The organism is Streptomyces sp. NPDC046465, from assembly GCF_040646035.1.
Lineage (GTDB): Bacteria > Actinomycetota > Actinomycetes > Streptomycetales > Streptomycetaceae > Streptomyces.
Genome location: NZ_JBEYZK010000021.1, coordinates 1 through 16,776, shown reverse-complemented (window position 1 = coordinate 16,776; position 16,776 = coordinate 1). Strand labels below are relative to the sequence as shown.

Genomic DNA, 16,776 nt, shown 5'->3' with positions numbered 1-16,776 from the left:
GGGGACGGGTGTACGGGGGCCGGGTCACGGCACCCTGTACGTCTCCCCGTACACCCGCCACGTCAGCGGCGCGTCCAGGGCCAGGTTGCCCTCGTCGAGGAACTTCCGCTGTGCCGTGTCCACGCGCGAGGTGTCGCGGTGGGCCTCCTCCCGCTTCATCGCCGCGCGACGGACGTCCAGGAAGGCGCCGAGGTACGCCTTCTCCCCGCCGCCCCGGGACGGCGGGTCCGCCTTCTTCATGGCTGCCGCGCGCAGACCGTGGAAGGAGCGGGGCCCGGTGCCGGGGCCGTGCATGACCATCGCGTCGTAGTAGATGAACTGGCCGAGCGCGCCCAGGCCGTCGCGCTCGGCCCGGCGCACCGCCGGGTCGAAGTAGCCGCGATCGCGTATGGAGTCCTGGGCCGCGCGGAACGCGGGCTTCGACGCCTCGGCCTTCCATGCCTTGGTGAAGCCGGGGTCCAGGCCCTTGTGCGATGCGCTGCCGTCGACCTCGCGCAGGGCGGGCAGATAGCGGGCCAGGCCGTTGTCCGGGTGGTCCTTCGTGTAGCGCTCGACGAGGGTCAGCAGGTCGTGCGTGCCGGTGCAGAAGCCGATGAGCCCCGCGGTGTAGCCGCGGCCGTCGTCGATGTCCTCGACGTAGCCGTACTGGCCGCGCCAGTCGAGCGTCGAGTTCTCCGCGCTCGACACCAGTTTCTGCGCGAGGTCCTTCTTCGCGGGCGCGGCGAGGCCGGGCTCCCGCACGCCGTTCCCGGTGCCGTTCCCGGCGCCGTTTCTGGCGTCGCTCCTGTCCGGGGCGCCGCCCGCGAGGCAGGCGGCCGTGGCGACGAGCGGGACCACGGCGAGGAGGAGGAGACCGGCGCGCTTCATCCGGCCAAGATTACGTGGGCATGCCCGGCGGGACGTCTTCCGGTCCGCACTCTATTGACTAAAAGTCAATTCAGGGCCAGTCTCTGCTCCCGAACCCGGCCGTACGGCCGGTCGAGGGAGGCGACGTGGACACCGGGACACGAGAGCGACGCGAGCGACTCGCCGCGGAGCTGCGCGACCAACCACCGGAATCCTTCGGGCAGTTGACGCCCGAACAACTCACCACGCTGGCGGACGCGCTGGCACGGCAGCGCGAGAGCCGCGCCGCGGGACTCAACGAGGCCGCCGAGGAGGCGCTGAAGCTCGTCCCCGCGCTGGCCCGCGGCCCCGTCCGCCGGATTCTCTTCCGATAGCCCAGTCGAGCGAGGAGTCAGCATGGACAAACTGCGCGGCAGGGCCGAGACCCTCAAGATCGCCCACCTGCTCGACGTCGAACCGGACACGCTCGCCTTCCTTCAGAGCCTGCCCGTCGAGGACGTACGACGCTTCCGCACCCAGAGCGTCGCGGCGCTCTTCGACCGGGCACCCGACATGCTCGACCGGATCGCGTCCGCGACGAAACTCGTGCCCGCCGGGGTGGCCGCCGCCATCTCCCAGAAAGCCCTCGGCCCGCGCCTGGCCGCCGCCGTCGCGGGACGGCTCGAACCCGCGCGCGCCGCCGACATCATCGAGAAACTGCCCGTGCCCTTCACGGCCCGGTCCTGCGCCCACCTCGACCCGCGCCGCATCAAGGGCATCGTCGACCACCTCGACGAGGGCCTGGTCGTCCGCATCGCCGTCACCCTCGCCGAACGCGGCGACCACCTCACGATGGGCCGTTTCGTCGGCCACCTGACCGACGCCGCGCTGCGCCGCATCCTGCCGCAGGTCGACGACGCCGCCGTCCTGAAGACGGGCTTCGCGATCGACCTGCCCGAACGGCTCGGCCACCTCATCGAGTTGCTGGGCGCCGAACGGCTCGCGGCCGTCATCGGCTCGGCCGCCGCCGACGGCCTGTGGCCCGAGGCGCTCGCCGTCGCAGGCATGGTGACCGGGGAGCAGCGCGGCCGCATCGCCTCGCTCACCGCGGGGCAGCCGCAGCACCGCCTCGACTCCCTGGTCACGACGGTGGCGGAACAGGACCTGTGGGAGTCCCTGCTGCCTCTGGTCGCGCTCCTCGGCGAGGACGAGCGGCGCACCGTGGCCGAACTGCCCTCGCTGCGGGACGCGGAGGTGCTCGGCGGTGTGGTGCGCGCGGTCGTGGCCACCGCGCTGTGGGCGGAGTTCCTGCCGCTCGTGGAGGCGCTGCCCGCGGAGTCCCGCAAGGCCGTCGCCGACACCGCGGGGGCGCTGCCCGAGCCCGACCTGGACGCGCTCGCCAGGGAGGTCGGCAAGCAGGACCTCTGGGAGCTGGTCATGCCGCTCGTCGAGCTCATGGACGACGCGGCGAAGACCCGTATCTTCGCCCTGCCCGCCTTCCAGGACCAGGCCGGAGGGTAGCCCGCCCGGACTGACCGCTCGCACTGGCCCGCCCGGCCCATGAAGAAACGATGCAGCAGGCGCCGCATGGGTGACAGGGCGTATCCGGAGGCCACAGACCGGGGAAAGGCGCAGCCGGACCCGTCGACTCCCGGACGGGTCCGGCCACCCTCATCCGCCGGACACTCCCCCGTCCGGCGCCGGACGGAAACGGACCCCATGCGCCTGCGCCACACCCTCGCCGCCGCCCTCGGCGCGCTCACCCTCGTCGTCGCCCTGCCGACCTCCGCGAGCGCCGCCACCGGCGACTTCTCCTACCGGTACACGGCTCCCGACGGCTCGCGCCAGTCGGCCACCATCCACGACCCGTCGAGCCCCGGCTGCGTCGTGCTGCCCGAGGCCGCGAACCAGGACGGGCCGCCCGCGTACGCCCCGCACAACGACACCGACGAATGGACGATGGTGTTCACCGAGCCGGACTGCACCGGCGACTCCTGGACCCTGCGCCCGCACGGTCGCCCCGCCACCGATCGCCTCAAGCTGCGCTCGGTGTTCCTGACCGGCCGCCACTAGGGCCCTGGCGCCGGACGCCGTCACCCCGTCGTCGAGCCGCCGTCCACGGTGAACTCCGCACCCGTGACGTACGACGACGCGTCCGACACCAGGAACAGCACCAGCCCGCCGACCTCCTCCGGGCGGCCCATCCTGCCGAGCGGCAGGTGCGACCAGTCCCGCCCGGCGGAGGCCGCGGAGATCATCGGGGTGTCGATCGCCCCCGGGTGGACGGAGTTGACCCGCACCCGGTACTTCGCCAGGTCGAGCGCCGCGGACCGGGTCAGCCCCCGCAGCCCGAACTTCGTCGACCCGTACGCCGCGTGCCCGGGGATGCCGACGAGGCCCGCCGTCGACGACACGTTCACCACCGAACCGCCGCCCGCCTCCTTCAGCGCGGGCAACACCGCCTGGATGCCGAGGAACGGCCCCAGGAGATTGACCCGGACCAGGGCCTCGAAGTTCTCGTACGTCTCGTCCTCCACGGACGCCGTGCGCCACAGCGCGGCATTGTTCACCAGCGCGTCCAGCCGCCCGAAAGCGTCGAGGGCACCCGCCACGGCCGCGGCCCAGTCCGCCGCGTCGGTCACGTCATGCCGTACGAACAGCCCTTGGTCCCCCAGGGACCCGGCGACCGCACGGCCCTCCTCCTCCCGCACGTCCGTCACCACGACCCGCGCCCCGGCCTCGGCGAAGAGCCGCGCCTCCGCCGCCCCCTGGCCGCGGCCCGCGCCGGTGATCAGGACGGTCCTGCCGTCCAGTCCGCGGACGTTCTCCCGGGAGCCCATGCCACGCCTCCAAAGCACCATGTGACGGTGTGTCATATGTCTAGCAGTCATACGGGCAAGGGAGAAGGGGGGAGGAGGGGGGAGAGAAGGGCGCGCGAACGCCACGTACCCTCGGCCGCTGACGGGCCCGCACGACGGCGGTCCGGCCGACGGCACGGAACGGAACGGAACGGAGCGGCGCATGGAACCTGCGATCAGTCTGCGCAAGGTGGAGGACTCGGCGCCCGCGCTGGTCAGCCTCTACAAGAGCGCCGGGGTCTCGCTGCGCAAGCACGGTCTGGCCGGGGCCCGTGCCGCGGTCTACCTCGTCGTCGACTACTCCGGTTCCATGCGGCCGTACTACAAGGACGGCACCGTCCAGGCCCTGGCCGACCGCGTGCTCGGCCTCTCCGCGCACCTGGACGACGACGGGACCGTGCCCACCGTCTTCTTCTCCACGGACATCGACGCGGTCACCGACATCGCCCTCGACCACCACCGCGGCCGGATCGACGAGATCGTCGCCGGGCTCGGGCACATGGGGAAGACCAGCTACCACCTGGCGATGGACGCCGTCATCGACCACTACGTCGACAGCGGCGCGACCGCGCCCGCCCTCGTGATCTTCCAGACCGACGGCGGCCCCATCAACAAGCTCGCCGCCGAGCGCTATCTCTGCAAGGCGGCGAAGCTGCCCCTGTTCTGGCAGTTCATCGGCTTCGGCGACCCGGCGAGCAAGCAGTTCGACTATCTCCGGCGGCTCGATGAACTCGCCGTCCCCGCCAAGCGCCCGGTCGACAACGCGGGCTTCTTCCACGCCGGGAACGACCCCCGTGCGGTGCCGGACGACGTGCTGTACGACCGTCTCGTGGGGGAGTTCCCGGCGTGGCTCGCGGCGGCGCGGTCGGGCGGGATCGTGGTCTAGGGGCTGACGTATGGACCGACGTACGGACCGACGCACGGACCGACGTACGGACCGGCCGGGTCAGTCGACGAGGCGTGCGCGCAGTTTCAGGATCGTGCCCGCGTCGAGCCCGAGCCCCTTGGTCAGATAGCCCTGCAGGCCGCCGTACCGCTTCGCCGCCTCGTCGAGCGCCGTGCCGAGGTAGTCGGTGCGGACCTCTTGGAGCGGGATGATCAGGTCCGGGTTCTGCATGAGCCCGCCCTGCTTGAGCGCCTCGCGCAGCCGCGCGTCGTACGCGGCACGGTAGGTGTTGGACGCCAGGTAGTCGCCGACCGCGGCCCGGTCCGGCACGCCGACGAGGCGCAGCAGGAGATACGTCGTCCAGCCGGTGCGGTCCTTGCCCGAGGTGCAGTGGTAGAGCAGCGGCGTGCGGCTGTCCGCGACGTCGCGCAGGGTCGCCGCGAACTGCGCGCGGTTGGCGGAGTCCGTGACGAAGGTGCGGTAGACGTCCCGCATGAAGGCGGCCGCCCTGCCGTTGCCCAGCATCTCCTCCTGCTTGACCGGGTCCTTCGAGCCGATCGCGGCGAGCAGCTGGGAGAACAGGCCGTGGTCGGTGATCGGCCGGGAGACCGGGGCCGCCCCGGCGGGCAGCCGGTCCGCGCCGTCGTACTGCACCTCGGCGGGCACCCGGAAGTCGATGACCTTCTTCAGGCCGAGCCCGGCGAGCGTCCCGAGGTCGGCGTCGGTGAGCTTGCTGAGGGCGTCGGCGCGGAAGACCCGGCCGTAACCGACCCGCTCGCCGTCGTACGTGCGGTAGCCGCCCACGTCCCGTACGTTGACCGCGCCCTGTAGCGGGATGTGACGGACGGTGTCGGCGAGGGCGTGCGACGCGTACCGGGGCGCGGTGGGCGCGAGGGTTTCCGTCGGGGCCGCCCAGGCGGGCAGGGTGCCCAGGGCGAGCGCGGAGATCACGAGTCCGGTCGCGGTGCGGGTACGGGTACGGGTGATGCGCATCGGTCCGCCTTCCCATCGGCTGGGGTGCTCGGCAGGGGTGCCTGGCAGGGGTGCCTGGCAGGGGTGCTCCGCCCAACCAAGCGATTGTTTGGCCGGAGGGTGAAGGTAGCGAGGGGCCGGTGAGCGAGGAAGGGGCGTGCGCGAGAAGCTGACGAAAAGTCAAAACTGTAGAGCGGGGTGCACGGGGCAGGGGTCTGGGAGGGGTGGGACGGGCGGGGCGCGAGGTTCTGCCCGGGGCCGGGAACAAGGGGTCGCGCGAGCGTGTTAGGGTTATGTGTTGCAGTTTTGGTACCCATGAACTTTATGTGCGCCTGACGGGAATGCTCCGAGGGCGCATTATTGTTTTTCCGGTTCTCTCCGGTATGGGGGTCATTGCAGCGCTGGAGATTCACAATTCGGTGATTCTCCATTCACTGCCCCTGTTGAGGAGATTGACATGGCAACCGGCACCGTTAAGTGGTTCAACTCGGAAAAGGGCTTCGGCTTCATCGAGCAGGACGGCGGCGGCCCCGACGTCTTCGCCCACTACTCGAACATCGCCTCCTCCGGCTTCCGTGAGCTCCTCGAGGGCCAGAAGGTCTCCTTCGAGGTGACCCAGGGCCAGAAGGGCCTGCAGGCCGAGAACATCGTTCCTGCCTGATCGCCGCAGCGCGCGAACCTCACAGCCGAGGCCCGCACCGGAAGGTGCGGGCCTCGGCTTGCGCTGTCATCGGGCCCAACCGGGCCCAGAGCCGCACCGGCTCAGAGGTCCGGAAGTCCAGCGACCAGGAAGGCACTACTGCATGAACCGCTCCGAACGCCCGGCGCGCCCCGCCCGCAAGCGTCCCGCCGACGCAGCCGGAAAGGGCCGGTCCTACGGCCAGGCGAAGGGCTCCGCACATTCTTCGCATTCCGCGAAGAAGTCCGGGAGCCGCAAGCCGAAGCCGGTCCAGGGCGGTGAATTCGCGCTGCCCGAGAGCATCACGCCGGCGCTGCCGTCCGTCGAGGCCTTCGCTGATCTGGACATGCCCGAGGCCCTCCTGAAGACGCTGGCCGCCCAGGGCGTCACCGAGCCCTTCCCGATCCAGGCCGCCACCCTCCCGAACTCTCTCGCGGGCCGCGACATCCTCGGCCGCGGGCGCACCGGCTCCGGCAAGACCCTGGCCTTCGGCCTCGCGCTGCTCGCCCGCACGGCCGGGCACCGCGCCGAGTCGAAGTCCCCGCTCGCCATGGTCCTGGTCCCCACGCGCGAGCTGGCCCAGCAGGTGACGGACGCCCTCACGCCGTACGCGACGTCGGTGAACCTCCGCATGGCCACGGTCGTCGGCGGCATGTCGATCACCCGGCAGTCCGGGACGCTGCGCCGCGGCGCCGAGGTCCTCGTGGCCACCCCCGGCCGCCTCAAGGACCTCATCGAGCGCGGCGACTGCGATCTGTCGCAGGTGCGTACGACGGTCCTCGACGAGGCCGACCAGATGGCCGACATGGGCTTCATGCCGCAGGTCACGGCGCTGCTCAAGCAGGTCGGGCAGGGCGGCCAGACGATGCTGTTCTCGGCGACGCTCGACAAGAACATCGACCGGCTCGTGCGCATGTTCCTGACGGATCCCGTCGTGCACTCCGTCGACCCGTCCGCGGGCGCGGTCACGACGATGGAGCACCACGTGCTCTACGTCGCCGACGAGACGGACAAGAAGGCCGTCGCCATGCGGATCGCCGCCCGTGAGGGCCGCGTGATCATGTTCCTGGACACCAAGCGCGCCGTGGACCGCTTCACCAAGCGGCTGCTCGCCAACGGTGTACGCGCCTCCGGGCTGCACGGCGGACGCTCGCAGCCGCAGCGCAACCGCACCCTCGACCAGTTCAAGACCGGTCAGGTCACCGCGCTGATCGCGACGAACGTGGCGGCGCGCGGCATTCACGTCGACGACCTCGACCTGGTCGTGAACGTCGACCCGCCCACCGACCACAAGGACTACCTCCACCGGGGCGGGCGTACCGCGCGGGCGGGGGAGTCGGGCAGCGTCGTCACGCTCGTGCTTCCCGAGGAGAAGCGCGACATGACGCGGCTCATGTCCGACGCGGAGATCCGGCCGAACATGGCCCGCGTCTCCTCCTCGGACGAGGAGCTGTCGCGGATCACCGGGGCGCGCGAGCCCTCCGGCGTGCCGGTCGTCATCGATGTGCCGCAGCCGCAGCAGCAGCCTGCCGCACGGGGCGGCGCCGCCCGGCGCCGCCGTCCTCGCGGCGCCGGAGGCGCGGGTGCGGGCGCTGCCGCCGGGCAGGGCCAGAGCCAGGGCCAGGGGCAGCGCAGGGTTCCCCGTCAGGGCCAGGGCCAGGGTCAGGGCCAAGGCGGTCAGGGTGGCCAGGCCAGGAGCGGTTCCGCCGGGGCCGGTGGCAGCGGTGGCGGTCGTGCCCGCCGCGGCGGCCGCGCCGGTGGCGGTGCCCAGGGAGGCCGCCGCTCCGCGGCGTGACGTCGGCGTCACGCCCTAGCAGTACCTCTTCCGCCCGTAGCCTCTCCCCGAGGCTGCGGGCGGAACGATGCGGTGCCGAGCACTGAAGTGCCGTACCGCCGCACCACCCGGCCAGAAGGAGCCCGTCCGATGACACCGGAGCGCGAACCCGTCGCCCTGCCTCTGCTCGACGACGACCGCGCGGCCCTGCGTGCCGACTGCGGCAGCTGTTTCGGGCTGTGCTGTGTGGCCCTCACCTTCTCCAAGTCCTCGGACTTCGCGGTGAACAAGGACGCGGGCACGCCCTGCACCAACCTGCGGGCGGACTCCCGGTGCGGCATCCACCGCGACCTCCGGGACAAGGGGTACCGGGGCTGCACCGTGTACGACTGCTTCGGAGCGGGGCAGCACGTCTCGCAGAACACCTTCGAGGGCCGTGACTGGCGTCAGGATCCGGCCACGGCGCGCCAGATGTTCGAGGCGTTCCCGGTCATGCGGCAGCTCCACGAACTGCTCTGGTACGTGACCGAGGCGCTCGCCGCTCCGCGGACCCGGCCGATCCGTGCCGACCTGAAGCGCGCTCTCGCCGCGACGGAGCGGCTGACCCGGGGCACCCCCGAGGCCGTCGTCGAGACCGACGTGGCCGCCCACCGTCAGGACGTCAACCAGCTCCTCCTGCGCGCCAGCGAGCTCGTCCGCGCCGAGCACCTGAGCGCGGGCGCAAAGGGCGGGAAGAACGGCAAGAACGGCAAGGGCGGCAAGGGCGGCAAGAAGAACCGCAGGGGTGCCGACCTCATCGGCGCGCGGCTCACGGGCGCCGACCTGCGCGGCGCGGACCTGCGCGGCGCCTACCTCATCGGCGCCGACCTGCGCGACGCGGACCTGCGGGGGGCCGACCTGATCGGCGTGGACTTCCGCGACGCGGACCTGCGCGGCGCCGACCTCACCGGCGCGCTCTTCCTCACCCAGTCGCAGGTGAACGCGGCCAGGGGCGACGACCTCACCAAGCTGTCGCACACTCTCGACCGCCCCGGGCACTGGTCGGCCGCCTGACCCCGGCGAGCGCCCCGCACCCGACATCCGTCACGCGTCGCACTCCAGCACCGTCCGGCACAGTGTGCACCGCACCCGCATCCGCCCCCGCGCCGGTACCCGTGTCCGCTGGTGGCAGGTCGGGCAGGGGAACGTCACCCGCAGGGTGCCCGCGTCGAGGGAGAAGGAGTAGGCCCCGCCCGCCGCGACCGCGCCGCCGTGGTCCTGCGCGTACCGCCGGTCCTTCGCGTACCGCCGCCGCCCCGCCCACCCCGCGGCCGTCAGCGGGGGCTGCTGCTCGTCGCGGCGGGCGTGGGCTAGCCCCTTCGTGTACGCCGTGTACGCCTGCGCGCTGGTGAACCAGGTCTCCGGGGCCTCGCCGAACGCCCTCCGGCGTGAGGTAGCCGAGCTTCTGCGAGGACGCGCCGTCCTCGCGGTAGGCGTCGAGCAGCAGCCAGCCCGCGCCCAGGTAGGTGGTGGCGGTGTCGGTCAGGATCTCGTTGTCGCGGGTGCCGGGGAGCGACAGGTCGAGCCGGTGCAGATAGACGTGCATGACCTCATGGGCGAGTGCCGCGCCGATGTCCCTGCGGTGGGTGCGGAAGCGGTCGTTGAGCTCGATGAAGTACTCGGGCCCCGCCGCGAGTTCGACGGACGCGGCGTGGTCCATCTCGCGGAAGCCGACGATCATCCGGGCGTCGGGGAGGCGCAGGTGCCGCACCATCTCGCGGGCCACCCGCTGCACGCCGAGGTACAGGTCGTCCTGGTCGTGGAAGGCCACGTCGGCGGGGGCGACGCTGGTCTCGAAGGTGTGGACGGTGTCGTACGAGAGGCGTTTGTAGAGCGCGGTGAGGGCTGCGCGCACCGTCTCCAGATGGGGATAGCCGTGCACGACTGGACCGCCGCCGACCGTCACGTGCGTACCCCCTGACGTCACTCACCGGGCACTGCAACTCAGCTCCACTGTACGGGGGCAGTCGCTCCGTAACGGGCCCGCGCGACACGCGGTGGCCGGAAACCGCCCCTTGTCCTGAGCGGACACCGATCTCCATAATCCGCAACAACGCTTTGGCGGGCTCATGCCATCCACGCGCATCCTGTGGGGACGGCCGGGGCCCGCCACGCGTAAACCCCCCACGAACCCCCCACGAAGGGAAGCACGTTGAAGACCAAGCCGCGTGGAGTGAAGAGAGCCGCCACCCTCGGTGCGATCGCTCTGGCCGCCGTCAGCCTTCAGCCCGTCGCCGCCTCGGCGGCAGCCCACCCGGGCCCCCAGCCGGGCGAGCGCGTCGTCGGCGGAACCCCCGCCGAGCAGGGCGAATTCCCGTTCATGGTCCGTCTGTCGATGGGCTGTGGCGGCGCTCTGTACGCCAAGGACATCGTCCTGACCGCCGCCCACTGCGTGGACGGCTCCGGGGACAACACCGGCATCACCGCCACCGGTGGCGTCGTGGACCTGGAGAGCTCCGACGCGATCAGCGTGAAGTCCACCAAGGTCCTGCAGGCGCCCGGCTACAACGGCAAGGGCAAGGACTGGGCGCTCATCAAGCTCGCCAAGCCGATCGACCAGCCCACGCTGAAGATCGCCAAGGACACCAAGTTCAACGAGGGCGACTTCACCATCGCCGGCTGGGGCGCCGACAAGGAAGGCGGCGACCAGCAGCGCTACCTCCTCAAGGCGACCGTCCCGTTCATCAGCGACGCCGACTGCAAGGCCGCGTACGGCGACGACCTCACCCCCGGCGAGGAACTCTGCGCGGGCAAGCTCGCCGAGGGCGGCACGGACACCTGCCAGGGCGACTCCGGCGGCCCCATGTTCCGCAAGGACGAAGCCGGCGAGTACGTCCAGGTCGGCATCGTCAGCTGGGGCAACGGCTGCGCGCGGCCGAAGTTCCCCGGTGTCTACACCGAGGTGTCGACCTTCGCGGCCGACATAGAGAAGGCGGCGTCGGAGCTCTGAGCCGCTGAGACTCTGAGCCGCACTCCGTACGTATCGGGGCGGGGCGCTCGCGGTCGCGGGCGCCCCGCTCCGGCGTGGGGGCACGGGCCCGCGCCGCCCCGGTCGACGGTTAGTCCAACACCTTCCCCTCCTTTGTCCATGGGCGCGTTCGCCACCCCCGGCGCATCGTGAGCGGCACGAACTCCGTCCCATGGAGGGGTGCCGCATGCTGCCGTCAGACACGTCCGGACCGAGCCGCAGAGCCGTGGTCGCGACGGGCGCGATCGCCGGAATGGGCGTCGCCCTCGGAGCGGGCGGCAGCGCGTTCGCCGCGCCCGCATCCGCGCCCGCATCCGCTCCCGTCTCCGGCAGGCGCCCGGCGGACGAGGCGGTGCTGCGCTCGGCCGACCTGGAGGTGCGCGTCGCCACCGTCTTCCCCGGCGTCGTCTCGTACACGGACCGCGCGAGCGGCGCCGTGCTGCACGGCCGGGCGGACACCGCCACCACGGTCCTGATCGACGAGGCCGAGCACACGCCCACGGTCACCGCCACGGCGGGCGCCGCCCGCATCGCGTACCGGCTCGCCTTCGACGGCGGCACCCGGATCGACGTCGAGATCGCGGTCGAGGGCAGGCAGGTCCACTGGCGCGTCACGAAGATCGCGGACACGGACGCGCTGCGGGTCGGCACCCTGCGGATACCCGGCCTCACTCTGCTCTCCGTACGCAGCGACCAGCCCGGGGCCGCCCTCCTCGCCGCCAAGGTGCAGCTGGACAAGGCCAAGAGCGGCGACACCCTCGTCCGCCCTGCCGCCGACAGCCCCGCCGAGCCGCCCACCGGCTGTGCCTACGCCGTCCTGGCGCACGACGAACTCGGCGGCGCCATTGAGACGAACACCGTCTACGACAAGCCCACGGCAGGCACCACCTGGGAGAACGGCAGGCTGTGGCGGGAGACGGTGCGGCCCACCGAAACCGCCGACTACGTAGAGGCCCGGTTGGCGCCGGGACAGTGGACGTACCGCGCCGCGACCGCGCCCACGCACGCCACCGAACCCCTCCCGTACGCCACCGTCGTCATCACCGGTGACCGCAACGGAGACGGCAAGGTCGACTGGCAGGACGCCGCGATCGCCTTCCGCGACATCATGGTGACCCCGCTCGGCGCCGACGAGACGCACCTGAGAGTCGTCCCGCACATCCCGTTCAACTTCGCCTCGCAGGCCACCAACCCGTTCCTCGCCACGCTCGACAACGTCAAGCGCATCCACCTCGCGACCGACGGCCTGCGCCAGTACACGCTCCTCAAGGGCTATCAGTCCGAGGGCCACGACTCCGCCCACCCCGACTACGCGGACAACTACAACACCCGCGCCGGCGGCCTCGACGACCTCAACACCCTGGTCCACGAGGGCAAGAAGTGGAACAGCGACTTCAGCGTGCACGTCAACACCACCGAGTCCTACCCCGTCGCCAACGCCTTCTCCGAGAAGCTCGTCGACAAGAACGACGAACAGTGGGACTGGCTCGACCAGAGCTACCGCATCGACCAGCGCCGCGACCTGGTCTCCGGAGACATCGTCAAACGCTTCGCCGACCTGCGCGCCCAGACCGACCCTGGCCTGAACGCCCTCTACATCGACGTGTTCCGCGAGTCCGGCTGGACCTCCGACCGCCTCCAGCGGGCCTTCCGCGACCAGGGCTGGACCATCACCACGGAGTGGGGCCACGGCTTCGAACGCTCCGCGGTCTGGTCGCACTGGGTCACCGAGACCGACTACGGCGGCGACACCTCGCGCGGCATCAACTCCCGCCTTATCCGCTTCGTGCGCAACCACCAGAAGGACGTCTTCGCCGACAAGTGGCCCACCCTCCTCGGCGTCGCCCGCATGGGCAACTTCGAGGGCTGGGTCGGCAAGACCGACTGGCACGCCTTCTACGACCTCATCTGGACCCACTCGCTGCCCGCCAAGTACCTCCAGGCGTACCCCGTCAAGACGTGGGGCGAGCACGAGATCGCCTTCTTCGGGAAGCCGGGGACGACCGTCTCCGACGCCTCCGGGAAGCGGCGCATCACCACCGACGGACACGTCGTCTACGAAGACGGCCGCTACCTCCTGCCCTGGGAACCCCGCAAGGCACACGATCCCGCCAAGCTGTACCACTACAACCCGGCGGGCGGCACCAGCACCTGGCAGCTCCCGCGCGCGTGGGCCCGCCGCTCCCGCGTGGCGCTGTACCGGCTCACCGACCAGGGGCGGGTCTTCGAGTCGTACGTCTCCGTAGCGGGCGGAAAAGTCAGCATCAAGGCCGACCCGAAGCAGCCCTACGTCCTCTACCGCGAGCGCGCCGCGCCCCTGCCCGACCCGAAGTGGGGCCAGGGCACGCCCCTGCACGACCCGGGCTTCCACTCCGGCTCCCTGACGGGCTGGAAGGCCGACGGGCCCGCCGAAGTACGGCTCAGCGCCCTCGGCGACCACGAGCTGGTCATCGGCGCGGGCGGCGCGGCAGCCGTCGGACAGCGGCTCGCCCGGCTCAAGGCCGGGACGTACGTCGCCTCCGTGCAGGTCGAGGTCGGCGAGAAGCCGGGCGAGCGGCGCCGGGCGGCCCTGGAGGTGCGCACCGCCGACGGCGTCACCGCCGCCAACTTCACCGAGACGTCCACAGCGGGCAACTACGTGGCCGCCGACCGCAAGCACGGCACCCGCTTCCAGCGCATGTTCACGTACTTCACCGTCCCCGAGGGCGGCGGCGTCGCCGAGCTGACGCTGCGCGCCGAAGCGGGCCACGCGCGCGTGCGCTTCGACAACGTCCGGATCGCCGCCACCGCACGCCCCGCGAAGCGCCCCCGCGCCACCCTCGCCCACGAGGACTTCGAACACGTCCCGCAGGGCTGGGGCCCCTTCGTCAAGGGCGACGCGGGCGACGTCACCGACCCGCGCACCCACATCGCCCAGCGCCACGCCCCGTTCACCCAGCGCGGCTGGCACGGCAAGGCGATCGACGACGTCGTCGACGGCACCAACTCCCTGAAGTCCCGCGGCGAGAACACCGGCCTCGTGTACCGCACGGTCCCGCACACCGTCCGCTTCACCCCCGGCAAGCGCTACCGCGTCTCCTTCCGCTACGAGAACGAGAAGGCGGGCCAGTACGCCTGGATCACCGCGGTCGACGAACCGGCCCCCCGCGAGACCGACCGCAAGGACCTGCCGCCCGCCACCGAACCCACCACGCTCACGTACGAGTTCTCCGCCCCCGCCAGCGGCGAGGCATGGGTCGGCCTGCGCAAAACGGGCGACGACGGCAAGGCGGAGTTCGTGCTCGACGCGTTCGAGGTCAGGGAGGTCTGACCACCCGACCCCGGAAGGGCCCGCGGATCACCCGCGGACCCTTCCGGGGCCTGCGCAGGTCCTCAGGCCAACTCGACCCGCTCCCCGCCCTCCTCCAACTCCAGCACCCACACCTCGTTCGCCCCGTCCCGCAGCACCGGGCCCGGCACGTACAGCGAGGTCTGCGGGCCCACCGACCAGTAGCGGCCCAGGTTGAAGCCGTTCACCCACAGGAACCCCCGCGTCCAGCCCGGCAGTTCGATGCGGGCGTCACCGGGGGAGCCGACCTCGACCGTGCCCCGGTACAGACCGGGGCGGCCCTCGCCGGAACCGGCCCGGGGGAGGGCCCGTACCGCCGACGGCACGTCGAACGCGTCGAGGCGCAGACCGCGTGCCCGCACCCCGTGCAGATACTGCCGTTCGTGCAGGATGCCGCCGGTGATGCCCTTGGGCTCGCCCGTACGCGGGCCGTAGTTGACCCTCCCCAGGGACTCCACCCACAGCTCCACGCGCGCGTGCCCGGCGACGGGGGCGACCAGGGTCGGCGTGCCCTCGGTGAGGACACCGGCGCGTTCACCGTCGACGTACACCACCGCCCGGTCCCGAAGGCCCCGCACACTCAGCGGGTACGGCTCGCGCGGGCCCGGCACCGTGACGGCGTAGCGCACCAGGCCACGGTCCACGTCAAGATCCTCGAACGTGGGCGGCACGGCATGCTCCGACTCCGGGGTGCCCAGCGCGTCCAGGACCGTCTCCAGGGAGCACCAGTCCGTGAGGGCCGCCGACGCGGGGGCGCCGAGCGAGGGGAGCGGTGCGGGCGGCTGTGGCAGCGGGCCCGACGCGTACGGTGCGAGGACGTCCCTGAACGCCCAGAACTTGGGCGTGACCCGGCCGGACTCATCGATCGGCGCGTCGTAGTCGTACGAGGTGACGTCGGGCTGCAGCTCACCGTCGTGCAGCGAACCCCCGCCCCGGTTGGCCCCGGCCCACCCCGCGAAGTTCGTACCGCCGTGCGCCATGTACAGGTTCACCGACGCCCCGCACGCCAGGATCTCGCGCAGCGCCTCCGCCGCGTCACCGGCGTCCCGCGCCACGTGCTCCGCGCCCCAGTGGTCGAACCAGCCGCACCAGAACTCCATGCACATCAGCGGGCCCGACGGCCGGTGCCTGCGCAGCGCGGCGAAGCCCGCCCGCGCCCCCGAGCCGAAGTTGGCCGTCGCCAGGACACCCGGGACCGAGCCGCCGGTCAGCATGTGGTCCTCCGGCCCGTCCGAGGTGAACAGGGGGACCGTGACGCCCTCGGCGCGCAGCAGGTCGGCGAGGTGGCGCAGATATACCTGGTCCGAGCCGTAACTGCCGTACTCGTTCTCGACCTGCACCATGATCACCGGGCCGCCGCCCGTACCGCCGCCACCGCCCGTACTGCCTCCATCCATACCGCCGCCACCCGCACCGCCGCGACCCGCGCCGTCCCCGGCCCGCCCGTGCTGACGGGAGACGATCTGCGGCAGCAGCCGCCGGAACCACCTCTCCACATGCCCGAGGTACTCCTCGTCGCGGGTCCGCGCGCGCGAACCCACCGCGCCCGTCAGCCAGTGCGGCAGACCGCCGTTCTCCCACTCCGCACAGATGTAGGGGCCCGGCCGCACGATCGCCCACAGGCCCGCCCCGCGCACCGCGTCCAGGAACCGGCCGAGGGCCTCCACGTCGCGGTACGTGCCCGGGTGCGGCTCGTGCAGGTTCCACGGCACGTACGTCTCCACGCAGTTGAGCCCCATCGCCCGCAGCATCGCAAGACGGTGACCCCACTGCGCCTCGTGCACCCGGAAGTAGTGCAGCGCGCCGGAGAGCAGCCGTACCGGCCGCCCGTCCAGCTCGAAATCGTCCTCGCCGACCCTGAACCCGTTCATCGTGTCCTCTCGCTCACTCAACGCTCGCCCACGATCACCTCTGGCGGGCAGCAGGGTCCATGGACAAAGATCGGGTCCGGTTGGACGCAGCGCGGAACTGAACGCATCTGAACGCAACTGAACGCATCCAGGAAGGGACATACGCGGATGTACCACACATGGATGCGGTATTTCACCCCCAGCCCGGCCCACCACCGGCTGGGCCTCGCCTGCCTCGGCGTCGGCCTGCAGCACGGCCTCCTGCCGACCGTGGGCCCACGCACCCTCGACCACCACGTCGCCGTCGTCATCAGCTCCGGCGGCGGCTGGTTCCAGGGCGCCGACGGGCGCAGGACCACCGTCACCTCACCCGCCCTGATCTGGCTCACCCCCGGCGTGCGCCACCACTACGGACCCGACCCGGCCACCGGCTGGGACGAATGCTTCGTCGACTTCACGGGCCCCGCCACCACCACGTACACCGAACTCGGCTACATCGAACCCAGCCGCCCCGTCGTACCGCTCTCCGACGCCGCGGGCGCCCCCGGCGTCGGCGCCCCCATCCCCCCCGCCCCCCGCCCCCGCCACCCCCACCAT

General features: G+C 71.8%; 14 protein-coding genes and 1 pseudogene. 10 read left to right on the top strand and 5 right to left on the bottom strand.

The annotated features are described in order from the left end of the window. Positions 1 to 24: 24 nt before the first annotated feature. A complete protein-coding gene (locus tag ABZ953_RS29305) occupies positions 25 to 867 on the bottom strand; it encodes a chitosanase (protein WP_361729803.1) in 843 nt (280 codons plus the stop codon). Between the two features lie 125 nt (positions 868 to 992). Here ABZ953_RS29305 and ABZ953_RS29300 point away from each other — a divergent pair, with 125 nt between their 5' ends. The 3 genes from ABZ953_RS29300 to ABZ953_RS29290 all read left to right on the top strand — a co-directional run bounded on the left by ABZ953_RS29300 (position 993) and on the right by ABZ953_RS29290 (position 2,898). Next, complete coding sequence (locus tag ABZ953_RS29300; RefSeq protein ID WP_361729800.1) at positions 993 to 1,220, top strand: hypothetical protein; 228 nt, start codon at positions 993 to 995, stop codon at positions 1,218 to 1,220. A gap of 22 nt (positions 1,221 to 1,242) precedes the next feature. Continuing rightward, complete coding sequence (locus ABZ953_RS29295) at positions 1,243 to 2,346, top strand: hypothetical protein (protein WP_361729797.1); 1,104 nt, start codon at positions 1,243 to 1,245, stop codon at positions 2,344 to 2,346. A 198-nt stretch (positions 2,347 to 2,544) separates the two neighbouring features. Further along, a complete protein-coding gene (locus tag ABZ953_RS29290) occupies positions 2,545 to 2,898 on the top strand; it encodes a hypothetical protein (RefSeq protein WP_361729794.1) in 354 nt (117 codons plus the stop codon). Between the two features lie 20 nt (positions 2,899 to 2,918). Here the strand turns inward: ABZ953_RS29290 and ABZ953_RS29285 are convergent, their stop codons facing one another. Then, positions 2,919 to 3,665 (bottom strand): glucose 1-dehydrogenase, encoded by a 747-nt coding sequence (locus ABZ953_RS29285; protein WP_361729792.1) that lies wholly within the window; start codon positions 3,663 to 3,665, stop codon positions 2,919 to 2,921. Between the two features lie 181 nt (positions 3,666 to 3,846). On the opposite strand from ABZ953_RS29285, the gene ABZ953_RS29280 reads away from it, so the two are divergent. Continuing rightward, positions 3,847 to 4,569, top strand: a complete 723-nt coding sequence (locus ABZ953_RS29280) for a VWA domain-containing protein (protein ID WP_361729789.1) — start codon at positions 3,847 to 3,849, stop codon at positions 4,567 to 4,569. A gap of 60 nt (positions 4,570 to 4,629) precedes the next feature. On the opposite strand, the gene ABZ953_RS29275 is transcribed toward ABZ953_RS29280, so the two are convergent. Then, the gene (locus ABZ953_RS29275; RefSeq protein ID WP_361729786.1) at positions 4,630 to 5,562 is read right to left on the bottom strand and encodes a tyrosine-protein phosphatase; all 933 of its coding nucleotides are present in this window, start codon (positions 5,560 to 5,562) and stop codon (positions 4,630 to 4,632) included. A 436-nt stretch (positions 5,563 to 5,998) separates the two neighbouring features. On the opposite strand from ABZ953_RS29275, the gene ABZ953_RS29270 reads away from it, so the two are divergent. The 3 genes from ABZ953_RS29270 (at position 5,999) to ABZ953_RS29260 (ending at position 9,047) form a co-directional block, all read left to right on the top strand. Then, positions 5,999 to 6,202, top strand: coding sequence for a cold-shock protein (locus ABZ953_RS29270; RefSeq protein ID WP_030362889.1), 204 nt, complete (start codon positions 5,999 to 6,001; stop codon positions 6,200 to 6,202). Positions 6,203 to 6,344: 142 nt separating this feature from the next. Then, the gene (locus ABZ953_RS29265; RefSeq protein ID WP_361729783.1) at positions 6,345 to 8,015 is read left to right on the top strand and encodes a DEAD/DEAH box helicase; all 1,671 of its coding nucleotides are present in this window, start codon (positions 6,345 to 6,347) and stop codon (positions 8,013 to 8,015) included. Between the two features lie 129 nt (positions 8,016 to 8,144). After that, positions 8,145 to 9,047, top strand: a complete 903-nt coding sequence (locus tag ABZ953_RS29260) for a pentapeptide repeat-containing protein (protein WP_361729780.1) — start codon at positions 8,145 to 8,147, stop codon at positions 9,045 to 9,047. A gap of 30 nt (positions 9,048 to 9,077) precedes the next feature. Here ABZ953_RS29260 and ABZ953_RS29255 read toward each other — a convergent pair. After that, positions 9,078 to 9,939, bottom strand: a pseudogene (locus tag ABZ953_RS29255) (hypothetical protein). 246 nt (positions 9,940 to 10,185) lie between these two features. Between ABZ953_RS29255 and ABZ953_RS29250 the strand changes: the two are divergent. After that, positions 10,186 to 10,983, top strand: a complete 798-nt coding sequence (locus ABZ953_RS29250) for a serine protease (RefSeq protein ID WP_361729777.1) — start codon at positions 10,186 to 10,188, stop codon at positions 10,981 to 10,983. A gap of 205 nt (positions 10,984 to 11,188) precedes the next feature. Continuing rightward, positions 11,189 to 14,311 carry an endo-alpha-N-acetylgalactosaminidase family protein gene (locus tag ABZ953_RS29245; protein WP_361729774.1) on the top strand — a complete coding sequence of 1,041 codons (3,123 nt, stop codon included), beginning with the start codon at positions 11,189 to 11,191 and terminating at the stop codon, positions 14,309 to 14,311. A 62-nt stretch (positions 14,312 to 14,373) separates the two neighbouring features. Here ABZ953_RS29245 and ABZ953_RS29240 read toward each other — a convergent pair whose 3' ends face one another. Next, positions 14,374 to 16,200 carry a beta-galactosidase family protein gene (locus ABZ953_RS29240; RefSeq protein WP_361729772.1) on the bottom strand — a complete coding sequence of 609 codons (1,827 nt, stop codon included), beginning with the start codon at positions 16,198 to 16,200 and terminating at the stop codon, positions 14,374 to 14,376. 147 nt (positions 16,201 to 16,347) lie between these two features. On the opposite strand from ABZ953_RS29240, the gene ABZ953_RS29235 reads away from it, so the two are divergent. Continuing rightward, positions 16,348 to 16,776: AraC family ligand binding domain-containing protein (locus ABZ953_RS29235; protein WP_361729769.1), on the top strand; the 429-nt coding region annotated here is incomplete at its 3' end.

Excerpts from the sequence above, each read along its gene's own strand:
- ABZ953_RS29305 (WP_361729803.1), bottom strand. The coding sequence starts at position 867 with ATGAAGCGCGCCGGTCTCCTCCTCCTCGCCGTGGTCCCGCTCGTCGCC.
- ABZ953_RS29295 (WP_361729797.1), top strand. The coding sequence starts at position 1,243 with ATGGACAAACTGCGCGGCAGGGCCGAGACCCTCAAGATCGCCCACCTG.
- ABZ953_RS29290 (WP_361729794.1), top strand. The coding sequence starts at position 2,545 with ATGCGCCTGCGCCACACCCTCGCCGCCGCCCTCGGCGCGCTCACCCTC.
- ABZ953_RS29285 (WP_361729792.1), bottom strand. The coding sequence starts at position 3,665 with ATGGGCTCCCGGGAGAACGTCCGCGGACTGGACGGCAGGACCGTCCTG.
- ABZ953_RS29280 (WP_361729789.1), top strand. The coding sequence starts at position 3,847 with ATGGAACCTGCGATCAGTCTGCGCAAGGTGGAGGACTCGGCGCCCGCG.
- ABZ953_RS29275 (WP_361729786.1), bottom strand. The coding sequence starts at position 5,562 with ATGCGCATCACCCGTACCCGTACCCGCACCGCGACCGGACTCGTGATC.
- ABZ953_RS29270 (WP_030362889.1), top strand. The coding sequence starts at position 5,999 with ATGGCAACCGGCACCGTTAAGTGGTTCAACTCGGAAAAGGGCTTCGGC.
- ABZ953_RS29265 (WP_361729783.1), top strand. The coding sequence starts at position 6,345 with ATGAACCGCTCCGAACGCCCGGCGCGCCCCGCCCGCAAGCGTCCCGCC.
- ABZ953_RS29260 (WP_361729780.1), top strand. The coding sequence starts at position 8,145 with ATGACACCGGAGCGCGAACCCGTCGCCCTGCCTCTGCTCGACGACGAC.
- ABZ953_RS29245 (WP_361729774.1), top strand. The coding sequence starts at position 11,189 with ATGCTGCCGTCAGACACGTCCGGACCGAGCCGCAGAGCCGTGGTCGCG.
- ABZ953_RS29240 (WP_361729772.1), bottom strand. The coding sequence starts at position 16,200 with ATGAACGGGTTCAGGGTCGGCGAGGACGATTTCGAGCTGGACGGGCGG.